Raw genomic sequence first — 11,320 nt, 5'->3', positions numbered from 1 at the left:
CCGCGCCGGATCGCCGCCCGCGCGGCCGCGCGCCGGATGGCGTGGCTGCTCGGCGAGACGGTGGGGCAGCGGGTCGGGTACACGGTGCGCGGCGAGCGGGTCGTGGGGCCGCACGCGCGCGTGGAGGTCGTCACGACCGGTGTGCTCCTCCAGCGCCTCCAGCGCGACCAGGAGCTGAGCGGCGTGGACACGGTGCTCCTGGACGAGGTGCACGAGCGGCACCTGGACGCGGACACGGCGGCGGCGTTCCTGTGCGACGTGCGCGCCGCTCTGCGGCCCGACCTGGAGCTGGTCGCCGCGTCGGCGACGACGGACGCCGAGGGCTGGGCCCGGCTGCTCGGCGGGGCCGAGATCGTGGCGGCCGAAGGCGTCACGCACCCCGTGGAGGTGGTGTGGGCGCCGCCTCCGCGCGCGGTGCGACCGCCGCACGGGACGCGGGTGGATCCGGCGCTGCTCACGCATGTGGCGGGCGTGGTGCGCAGGGCGCTGGCGGAGCGGGACGGGGACGTGCTGTGTTTCCTGCCCGGGGTGGGCGAGATCGCGCGCGTGGCCGGGCAGCTGGACGGGCTCGGCGATGTCGAGGTGCTTCAGGTGCACGGGCGGGCACCCGCCGCTGTCCAGGACGCCGTGCTCTCGCCGGGGACGCGGCGCCGGGTGGTGCTCGCCACGGCCGTCGCCGAGTCGTCGCTGACGGTGCCCGGGGTGCGGGTCGTGGTGGACGCCGGGCTCGCCCGTGAGCCGCGGGTGGACCACGCGCGCGGGTTGAGCGCGCTGACGACGGTGCGGGCTTCGCGTGCGACGGGCACGCAGCGCGCGGGCCGCGCCGGGCGGGAGGCGCCGGGGGCGGTGTACCGGTGCTGGGACGAGGCGGAGGACGGGCGGCTCACGCGGTTCCCGGCGCCGGAGATCAAGGTGGCGGACCTGACGGCGTTCGCACTGCAGGCGGCCTGCTGGGGTGATCCGCGGGCGTCCGGGCTCGCGCTGCTCGACGCGCCGCCGGGCGGGGCGATGGCTGCGGCGCGGTCCGTCCTGGCGGCGGTCGGCGCCGTGGACGCGGACTCGGGCAAGGTCACCGAGCGCGGCACCCGGCTCGCCCGGCTCGGTCTGCACCCGCGGCTCGGCCGGGCGTTGCTCGACGCGGCGCCCGTGGTCTCGGCGCGCCGGGCCGCGGAGGTCGTGGCGCTGTTGAGCGAGGAGCCGCCGCGCGAGTACGGGGACGATCTGGCCGGTGCGCTGCGCACGGCGCGGCGCGGAGGTGACGCGTACGGGTCCCGCTGGCGCGCGGAGGTGCGCAGGCTCACCGGGCTCAAGGGCGAGGACGAAGACACGCCGAAGGGGCCCGGCTCCCCCGCCGGTGGCGGCCGCGCCGCCGTTGACGGCAGCGCCCGCGGTGACGATCACGCGGCCGGGGTCGTCGCGGCGCTCGCGTTCCCGGAACGGGTCGCCCGCGCGGACGCCGGTTCGTATCTGATGGCGTCCGGGACCCGGGCCGACGTCGCCGACGGATCGGCGCTGCGCGACGCCCGGTGGATCGCCGTCGCCGTCGCCGACCGGCCGGTGGGGCACGGGCACGCGCGCGTGCGGCTCGGCGCGGTGGTGGACGAGGAGACCGCGCGGTGGGCGGCCGCCCCGCTGTACACGAGCGGCGAGGACGTCCGCTGGGCGGGCGGTGAGTTGGTGGCGCGTGAGGTCACCCGGCTCGGCGCGGTCGAACTGTCCGTACGTCCGCTCAAGAACCCCGGCCACGGGCTCCTGCGCGGGGCGCTGCTCGACGGACTGCGACGCGAGGGGCTCGGGCTGCTGCGGTGGGACCGGGACGCGCGCGTGCTGCGGGAGCGTCTGGCCTTCCTGCGCCACCACCTCGGACATCCGTGGCCGGACATGCGCGACGAGGCGCTCCTGGCCCGCGCGGAGGAGTGGCTCGAGCCGGAGCTGAGTGCGGCGCGGCGCCGGGCGGACCTGGCGCGGATCGACGCCGGGCAGGCGCTGCGGCGGCTGCTCCCGTGGGCCGACGGGCAGGCGGCGCGCCTGGACGAGCTGGCGCCGGAGCGGCTTGAGGTGCCGAGCGGGTCGCGGGTGCGGGTCGACTACTCGGATCCCGAACAGCCGGTCCTCGCGGTGAAGTTGCAGGAGATGTTCGGGTTGCAGGAGACACCGCGCGTGGCCGGCGCGCCCGGCGTGCCCGGCGTGCCCGTCCTCGTACATCTGCTGTCACCCGCCGGGCGGCCCGCCGCCGTCACCGCCGACCTCGCCTCGTTCTGGCGTGACGGCTACCGCTCCGTACGGGCCGATCTGCGCGGCCGCTACCCGAAGCACCCCTGGCCCGAGGACCCGACGACGGCAGAACCGACGCGTCGCACCAACACACGCCGGTAGCGGCCCCTCGAAGTGAGCCCTCAACCAGTCCGCGGCCTCCCTTCACACGCCCGCGGGCTGCGGCGCGCGCTCCGGCGCGCCTTCCGGTTCGCCCGGCCGCCTGCCGCGCGCCTCCAGCCACAGCGAGAGCGCCAGCAGCACCAGGCCGAGGCCCAGGAAGCCCCACGGCAGGTAGGACGTGAGCAGGAGGACCAGGGTGCGCTGCGACTTGACGAGGGCGACCGTCGACTTGACGTAGTCGGGGCGCATCGTGACGTCGCCCGCGAACGCGGTGATCTTCTTGCCGTCACCGACCAGGGTGCCGCCGCGCATCTCCTCCTTGTGCCGCTCCTCGCCGTAGACGGGCGCGCCGGTGACGGGGTCGACGAGGAACGTGCGGACGGTCGTGTACCACATCTGGGTGCCCGTCCTGGCCAGGGACGCGGCGGTGATGCCCTTGACGGGGAGTTTCTTGGGGAAGGGGACTCGCGTCCAGGGGATGGTCTGCTCGAAGTCGTAGACCTTCAGGCCGTGGAAGGTGCGGGTGCCCTTGTAGTGGATGGGGCGGGTGATGCGGGCTCGCGCGTCGAAGTACTCGTAGTCCCGCTTCTGCGTGAGGAAGGGCCACTTGAACTCGATGCCCTCGCGCCTGACCGGGTCGCCGTCGACGGACTCTCCGGTGGCGTGGACCGGGGCCTGACTGTGGGCGTCGAAGATGTACGTCTCGGGGATCTCGGAGACCATCTTGCCGTCGGGGCCGACGATGTAGGAGAGCGCCTTCCAGACGACGACGTCGCGCCCGGCGCTCTTCTCGATCTTGTTGGACGCTTCGACGTCACCGCTGAGCGTCTGTACGACGCTGAGCTTGGACACCTTCTTGTCGCGCATGGTGCCGTAGTCGATGAGCGTGGCGTTCTTCGCCTCCAGGACCACGGTCTGGTACTCGTCGGGCGGGATCTTCGCCAGGCGCGCAAACGCGTACCAGCGCATCAGGGGGGACAGCGCCGTGAAGAACACGGCGAAGGCGAGCAGGATCAGGCTGGCCTTGCGGCGCATCTCGGCGGCCCTCCTTCGTCAGGGGTGCTCGGGCACGGTCGTCAGCAATGGCTTCGGGGGCGCCTTGCCTCCCGCCGGGGCGCCGACCGCCGTGATGGTGAGGACGAGAGCGAGCGCCGCGGCGAGTCCGGCCGCGGCCGCGATGAGGGCACGCATCTGTGGCCTCCCTGCGGGCACACGCACACGAATCTGATGAGGCGTCAGACCTCTGGGTCGGTGCACCGTAGCAATGGCGGGGAGAGATGAGAACACGTCGCGCAGCACGTGCGCGGACAGGTGCGCACGCAGGGGCACGCACACGGACGGGGCCGGGGCCGGGGCCGGGGACGGGGACGGGGCCGGGGCCGGGGACGGGGCTGCGGACACGCCCGAGCCCCCGGTCTCGGGCGGCCGGGGGCTCGGGCGGGGAGACTCCTGTCCCGTTACGCGGACGGGCTCGGGCTCGGCGACGCCGTCGGTGCGGTGGTCGCCGTGGCGTCGCCGGACGGGGCCGCGGTCACCTCGACCTCGACGACGAGGCGCGCGCCGCCCGCCGTGTCGATGCGCAGCAGGAACGTGCCGGTCGTGTCGTCGGCGTACATCTTCGGCAGCTTCAACAGGCCGTCGGCGTCGGTGGTGAGCCCCTTGAGGGTGCGGACCGGGTTGCCGTCCTTGTCCTTGAAGTAGGGGCCCTTGTCGGCGACCGCGGGGGCGGTGGCGTCCTTGTCGTCGGCGGTCTTGAGGAACGTGGCCGTCGCGGCGACGCCGTCGGCGACCGCGTCCTTGTACGTCGCCTTCACCTGGACCTGGTCGGCGAATTCGCCGCCCGCGACACAGCTGTACTTCGTGTCGCCGGTGCGGGCCAGCGTGTCGGCCTGCGGCGCGGTGACGCTCGCCCTGTAGTCGAGGCCCCGCATGATGCGGTCCACGACGGTGGCACGGATCGTGAATTCGCCGGTCCGCTCGCCCGCGCGCAACGCCGGGGCGGTGGCCTTGCCCGAGTCGCCGGTGGTGACGGTGGCGGTGGTGGTGCCGTCGGCGAATGTGGCGTCCGTGTCGCCGAGGATCTGGAAACGCACCCCTACGCCTGTGACGCCGTCGCCGTCCGCGTTCTCGGCACGGACCGCCACCTGCTCGGTGAAGGTGTCGCCCGCCATGGCGCTCAGCGCACCGGTGCCCGCGTCGGCGAGGTCGGCGACCGACTGGGCGGGGCTGGTGCCGGTGCCCGTCGTGGGCGGGGTGGTCGGACTCGCCGGGGCGGTCGGGGTCGGGGAGGCGGTCGGGGTCGGGGAGGCGTGCGCAGTGGGCGAGGCGTCCGGGGTGGGCGGGGCGGACGTGTGCCCGCTCTGGCCGCCGTGGGGCGTGGCGGGGGACGACGGGGTGACGGCCGGGGTCCCGGACGGCCGCGGTGTGGGCTCGGAGTCCGCCCGGCCGCCGCGGGGGTGCTTGGGCAGGACGCCGCTGCCGTTGGGCACCTCGTGCGTGCCCTTGCGGTAGTACTCCAGCCAGGACAGGACGGTGGCCAGGTAGTCCGAGGAGTTGTTGTAGCTGAGGATCGCCTCGTCCAGCTGCTTGGCGTTCGACAGGTCGCGGTCGCCGCGGCACAGGTAGTGGCCGGCGGCGAGGGCGGCGTCGTAGACGTTGTTGGGGTCCTTCTTGCCGTCGCCGTTGCCGTCGCGGCCCGCCCACGCCCACGTCGAGGGGATGAACTGCATGGGGCCGACGGCCCGGTCGTGCTCGGTGTCGCCGTCGTACGAACCCCCGTCGCTGTCCGGGATGTTCGCGAAGCCCTTGCCGTCGAGGACCGGGCCGAGGATCGGGGTGAGCGTGGTGCCCGCCGCGTCCACGTTGCCTCCGCGGGCCTGGCCCGACTCGACCTTGCCGATCGCGGCGAGCAGCTGCCAGGGAAGGTGACAGCCCGGCTTGCTGGTGGCGAGCTCCGCCTCGGCCTTCTTGTACGCGTCCAGGACCGTCGCGGGAATGCCGGCCTGCGGTTCCTCGTCGCCGCCGCCGGCCGGGGCTCCGGCGCTCGGCCCTTCGTTGGGGCTGTTCAGCGGCGGCAGGTCGGTGTAGTAGCCGGAGTCGCCCGACGCGGTGCCGGGGGTGCCGTCGCCGCCGTCACCGCCGTCGACGCCGCCGGCGCCCTCGGAGTGGTCCTCGGCGGTCGGGGTGGCGGAACCGGTTCTGTGCGGGAGCATGGTGCCCGGCGCCTGTGACGCGGACAGGGCCGCGACCGCCGCACCGGCGACCGCGGCCGACATCACACCCCTGCGCAGCCTCCTGCCGAAAACCGCCGCCATGCCGCGTACCCCTCCCGCATCAGTTGTAGTGGCGCGTCCACACGTGTCGTGGCCATCCACTCGGCTCGCCCCAGGTCCTGGAGCCTGCCCGCCGCACGCTCCCCAGCGCACGGACCCCGCCGAACCCTACGACAACTTCCGGCTCACAGACACCCGTTCGGGTCCGCTTTCGGCCGATTGTTCATATTGATGACGGCCGTTGGTCGCAACGGTGTGGCAACCGTGAGGAAGGAGCAAAACCGCACCGGTTCCGCTCCTTGGCCCTGCCGCACCGGCCTGCCGCGGTGGCTGCCGGCTCGGGCGTCAGTGCGCCGCCGACTTCCAGTCCGGGCCCACACCCACCGAGACGTCGAGCGGCGCCCGCAGCTGCACGGCACCCGCCATCTCGCGGCGGACCAGCTCCTCCACGGCGTCGGCCTCGCCCGGCGCGATCTCCAGGACGACTTCGTCGTGGACCTGGAGCAGCAGCCGGGAGGCCCGCTTCTCCTCGGACAGTGCCCGGTCGACTTGGAGCATCGCGATCTTCACGATGTCCGCCGCCGTGCCCTGGATCGGCGCGTTGAGCGCCATGCGCTCAGCCATCTCGCGGCGCTGACGGTTGTCCGAGTTGAGATCCGGCAGATAGCGGCGGCGGCCCAGCATCGTCTCCGTGTACCCCGTGGCACGGGCCTCGTCGACGGCGCGGCGCAGGTAGTCGCGCACCCCGCCGAACCGCTCGAAGTACGTGTCCATCAGGGCACGCGCCTCGGCCGCCTCGATGTTCAGCTGCTGCGAGAGACCGAACGCGGACAGGCCGTACGCCAGCCCGTACGACATCGCTTTGATCTTGCGGCGCATCTCCGCGTCGACCGCGCCCCTGGAGACCCCGAACACCTGCGAGGCGACCGTCGTGTGCAGGTCCTCGCCGGAGGTGAACGCCTCGATGAGGCCCTCGTCCTGAGACAGGTGCGCCATGACGCGCAGTTCGATCTGGCTGTAGTCGGCCGTCATCAGCGACTCGAAGCCCTCGCCGACGACGAAGCCCTGGCGGATCGCCCGGCCCTCGTCGGTACGGACCGGGATGTTCTGCAGGTTCGGTTCGGTCGACGACAGGCGGCCGGTCGCCGCGACCGTCTGGTTGAACGTCGTGTGGATGCGGCCGTCCGCCGCGATCGTCTTGATCAGGCCCTCGACCGTGACCCGCAGCTTGGCCTGCTCGCGGTGGCGCAGCATGATCACGGGCAGCTCGTGGTCGGTCTGCGTGGCCAGCCAGGCCAACGCGTCCGCGTCCGTCGTGTAACCGGTCTTCGTCTTCTTCGTCTTGGGCAGGTCGAGCTCGCCGAAGAAGACCTCCTGGAGCTGCTTGGGCGAGCCGAGGTTGAACTCGTGGCCCACCGAGGCGTGCGCCTCCTTCACGGCCTGCTGCACGGCGCCCGCGAACATCTGCTCCATCGACTCCAGATGGGCGCGGTCCGCGGCGATGCCGTGCCGCTCCATCCGGGCGAGCAGCGCCGAGGTGGGCAGTTCGATGTCGGTGAGGAGATCCGCCGCGCCGACCTCCTTGAGCCGCTCGCCGAACGCCTCACCCAGGTCGAGGATCGCGCGGGCCTGCACCATGAGCGCGTCCGCCTCGGCCTGTTCGTCCTCCTCCGTGCCGAACGCCAGCTGCCCGTCGGCCGGGGCGGGGGCCAGCTCGCGGCCCAGGTACTCGAGGGACAGCGCGTCGAGCGCGAACGAACGGCGACCGGGCTTGACCAGGTACGCGGCCAGCGCCGTGTCCATGGTGACGCCCTCGACGCGCCAGCCGTGCTCGGCGAAGACCCGCATCACAGCCTTGGCGTTGTGCAGCACCTTCGGCTTCTTCGCGTCGGCCAGCCACACGGCGAACGCCTTCTCGTCGGCCTCGTCCAGCGTCGACGGGTCGAACCAGGCGGCCGCTCCCCCGGCGGCGGCGAGCGCCACCTCGGTCACCGAACCCGCACCGAGCGACCAGGTGTCGACGCTCGCCAGGCCCAGCACCTGCTTGCCGTGCTCGGCCAGCCACGGCGCCACCTCACCCGTGCCGAGCACCGCCCCGTCCAGCCGCACACCCGGCTCCACCGGGCTCTCCTCGCCCTCCTCGGCGCCCGGGTCGACGGCGAACAGCCGCTCGCGCAGTGACGGGTTACGGATCTCAAGGGTGTCCAGGATCATCGTGACCGCCTTGCGGTCGTACGCCTCACGCGCCAGGTCCTCGACCGTCTTCGCCAGCTCGACGTCGCGCACCATCTCGGTCAGCCGGCGGTTCAGCTTCACGGCCTCCAGGTGGTCGCGGAAGTTCTGCCCCGCCTTGCCCTTGACCTCGTCGGCCCGCTCCACCAGTTCCGCGAACGAACCGAACTGGTTGATCCACTTGGCAGCCGTCTTCTCGCCGACGCCCGGGATGCCCGGCAGATTGTCCGACGGGTCGCCGCGCAGCGCCGCGAAGTCCGGGTACTGGGCCGGGGACAGCCCGTACTTCTCCTGGACCTTCTGCGGCGTGAACCGCGTCAGCTCGGAGACACCCTTGGTCGGGTACAACACGGTCACATGGTCGGAGACCAGCTGGAAGGAGTCCCGGTCACCCGTGACCACCAGGACCTCGAACCCGGCCGCCTCCGCCTGCGTGGCGAGCGTGGCGATGACGTCGTCGGCCTCGAACCCCTCCACGGCGAAACGCGGCGCGTGCATCGCGTCGAGCAGCTCGCCGATCAGCTCGACCTGGCCCTTGAACTCGTCGGGCGTCTTCGACCGGTTCGCCTTGTAGTCGGAGAACTCCTGCGAGCGCCACGTCTTGCGCGACACGTCGAACGCCACCGCGAAGTGCGTGGGCGCCTCGTCGCGCAGCGTGTTCGCCAGCATCGACGCGAACCCGTAGAACGCGTTCGTCGGCTGGCCCGTCGCCGTCGTGAAATTCTCCGCGGGCAGCGCGAAGAACGCCCGGTACGCCAGCGAGTGCCCGTCCATGAGCATCAGGCGAGGGCGGCCGCCCTCGCCACCGCCGGCCGCCTTCGCCGCGGGCCCCTGCGCCGCTTTCACCGCCGTCGTCTTCTTCGGCGCCGTCGTCTTCTTCGCTGCTTTCTCTGCCACGCCCCCGATCCTGCCACGCCCCACTGACAGCGCCGCCCACGCGCCGACCGGACCGGGCCGCTGTCAGTCGTCCGTGCGAGGATCGAGGATGTAACACACAGCAAGCACCGCCCCACCCGCACGGCCCGCTCGAAGGGGAGCACGCCATGGCAAGGAAGCCGCCCGTATCCGACCCGGTGCAGGACGCGCCGCAGGTCGCACAGCCGCAGCACCACGCCGCCGGGCTCCCCGCCGTCACCCACTCCCTCAGGATGGCCCGCGAGCAGATGGGGGTGAGGCGCACCGCGCTCACCCTGCTGCGGGTCAACCAGAAGGACGGTTTCGACTGCCCCGGCTGTGCCTGGCCCGAGCCGGAGCACCGGCACACGGCGGAGTTCTGCGAGAACGGCGCGAAGGCCGTCGCCGAGGAGGCCACCCTGCGCCGGGTGACTCCCGAGTTCTTCGCCGCCCACCCCGTCACCGACCTGGCCACCCGCTCGGGGTACTGGCTGGGCCAGCAGGGCCGTCTCACCCACCCCATGTACCTGGCGGAGGGCTCCGACCGGTACGAGCCGGTGACCTGGGAGCGGGCCTTCGACATCGTCGCCGACGAGCTGACCGCGCTCGCCTCGCCCGACCAGGCCGTCTTCTACACCTCGGGCCGCACCAGCAACGAGGCGGCGTTCCTCTACCAGCTCTTCGCCCGCGAGTTCGGCACGAACAACCTGCCCGACTGCTCGAACATGTGCCACGAGTCGTCCGGCTCCGCCCTCACCGAGACCATCGGCGTCGGCAAGGGCAGCGTCCTGCTGGAGGATCTCTACAAAGCGGACCTGATCATCGTCGCCGGGCAGAACCCCGGCACCAACCACCCGCGCATGCTCTCCGCCCTGGAGAAGGCCAAGGCGGGCGGCGCGAAGATCATCTCGGTGAACCCGCTGCCGGAGGCGGGCCTGGAGCGCTTCAAGAACCCGCAGACCCCCAAGGGCCTCACCAAGGGCGCCGCCCTGACCGACCTGTTCCTCCAGATCCGGCTCGGCGGCGACCAGGCGCTCTTCCGCCTCCTCAACAAGCTCGTCCTCGACACCGAGGGCGCGGTCGACGACACCTTCATCGCCGAACACACCCACGGCTTCGACGCGTTCGCCGCCGCGGCCCGCGCCGCCGACTGGGACGAGACGCTCAAGGCGACCGGTCTGTCCCGCGCGGACATCGAGCGCGCCCTGGAGATGGTGCTCGCCTCCCGGCGCACCGTCGTGTGCTGGGCGATGGGGCTGACCCAGCACAAGCACTCGGTCCCCACCATCCGAGAAGTCGTCAACTTCCTGCTGCTGCGCGGCAACATCGGTCGCCCCGGCGCCGGAGTGTGCCCCGTGCGCGGCCACTCCAACGTGCAGGGCGACCGCACCATGGGCATCTTCGAGCGGCCCGCGCCCGCGTTCCTCGACGCCCTCCAGAAGGAGTTCGGCTTCGCCCCGCCACGCGAGCACGGCTACGACGTGGTCCGCGCCATCCGCGCCCTGCGCGACGGCGACGCGAAGGTCTTCTTCGCCATGGGCGGCAATTTCGTCGCCGCGTCCCCCGACACCGACGTCACCGAGGCGGCCATGCGCCGCGCCCGCCTGACCGTGCACGTGTCGACCAAGCTCAACCGGTCGCACACCGTCACCGGCGCCCGCGCCCTCATCCTGCCGACCCTGGGCCGCACCGAGCGCGATCTTCGGCCCGGCCCGGACGGGAAGGGCAGCGAGCAGTTCGTGACCGTGGAGGACTCCATGGGCATGGTGCACGCCTCGCGCGGCCGCCTCGCCCCGGCCTCCCCGCACCTGCTGTCCGAACCCGCCATCGTGGCCCGCCTCGCCCGCCGCGTCCTGGGCCCCGAATCCGCCACGCCCTGGGAGGAGTTCGAGCAGGACTACGCGACGATCCGCGACCGCATCGCCCGTGTCGTCCCCGGCTTCGAGGACTTCAACGCGCGCGTGAGCGGTTCCGCCGGTCGCTCTGGAGGGTTCGCGCTGCCGCACGCGCCGCGCGACGAGCGCCGTTTCCCCACCGCCACCGGCAAGGCCAACCTCACCGCCGCGCCCGTCGAGTACCCGCGCGTGCCCGAGGGCCGCCTGCTGTTGCAGACGCTGCGCTCGCACGACCAGTACAACACCACGATCTACGGCCTGGACGACCGCTACCGCGGCGTCCGGCACGGCCGCCGCGTCGTCCTCGTCAACCCCGACGACGCGAAGGAACTCGACCTGGCCGACGGCACGTACGTGGACCTGGTGAGCGAGTGGTACGGGCCCGAGGGGCCCTCGCCGGAAGGGCGGGCGACGGGAGGGCGGGACGACGGAGTGGAGCGGCGGGCGCCCGGGTTCCGCGTGGTGCACTACCCGACCGCGCGCGGCTGCGCGGCCGCGTACTACCCGGAGACCAATGTGCTGGTGCCGCTGGACGCCACCGCGGACACCAGCAACACCCCCGCCAGCAAGTCGGTCGTCGTCCGCCTGGAACAATCACCGACCGACTGAGCGTTTGCTCAGCGAGGTCCGAAGAACCAGCACCCACGACGG

Annotated in this window: 6 protein-coding genes; 2 read left to right on the top strand and 4 right to left on the bottom strand. The window is 72.7% G+C overall.

Annotation, left to right across the window (positions count from 1 at the left end; all coding sequences use genetic code 11):
* A partial coding sequence (gene hrpB, locus OFY01_RS20570; protein WP_266602011.1) for an ATP-dependent helicase HrpB occupies positions 1–2,376 on the top strand: 2,376 nt, incomplete at its 5' end.
* A 42-nt stretch (positions 2,377–2,418) separates the two neighbouring features.
* On the opposite strand, the gene OFY01_RS20565 is transcribed toward hrpB, so the two are convergent.
* The 4 genes from OFY01_RS20565 to polA all read right to left on the bottom strand — a co-directional run bounded on the left by OFY01_RS20565 (position 2,419) and on the right by polA (position 8,660).
* The gene (locus tag OFY01_RS20565) at positions 2,419–3,411 is read right to left on the bottom strand and encodes a DUF3068 domain-containing protein (RefSeq protein WP_266602009.1); all 993 of its coding nucleotides are present in this window, start codon (positions 3,409–3,411) and stop codon (positions 2,419–2,421) included.
* A gap of 18 nt (positions 3,412–3,429) precedes the next feature.
* A complete protein-coding gene (locus OFY01_RS20560) occupies positions 3,430–3,567 on the bottom strand; it encodes an SPW_0924 family protein (protein WP_266602007.1) in 138 nt (45 codons plus the stop codon).
* Positions 3,568–3,833: 266 nt separating this feature from the next.
* Positions 3,834–5,690, bottom strand: a complete 1,857-nt coding sequence (locus OFY01_RS20555) for a lytic transglycosylase domain-containing protein (protein ID WP_266602005.1) — start codon at positions 5,688–5,690, stop codon at positions 3,834–3,836.
* Between the two features lie 303 nt (positions 5,691–5,993).
* Positions 5,994–8,660, bottom strand: a complete 2,667-nt coding sequence (polA, locus tag OFY01_RS20550; RefSeq protein ID WP_266602023.1) for a DNA polymerase I — start codon at positions 8,658–8,660, stop codon at positions 5,994–5,996.
* 263 nt (positions 8,661–8,923) lie between these two features.
* On the opposite strand from polA, the gene OFY01_RS20545 reads away from it, so the two are divergent.
* Positions 8,924–11,278, top strand: a complete 2,355-nt coding sequence (locus OFY01_RS20545; protein WP_266602003.1) for an FdhF/YdeP family oxidoreductase — start codon at positions 8,924–8,926, stop codon at positions 11,276–11,278.
* Positions 11,279–11,320 lie beyond the last annotated feature (42 nt).

Origin of the sequence: Streptomyces beihaiensis (assembly GCF_026274175.1) — a bacterium.
Classification (GTDB): Bacteria; Actinomycetota; Actinomycetes; order Streptomycetales; family Streptomycetaceae; genus Streptomyces; species Streptomyces beihaiensis.
This window is presented reverse-complemented; position numbering and strand designations above follow the sequence as displayed.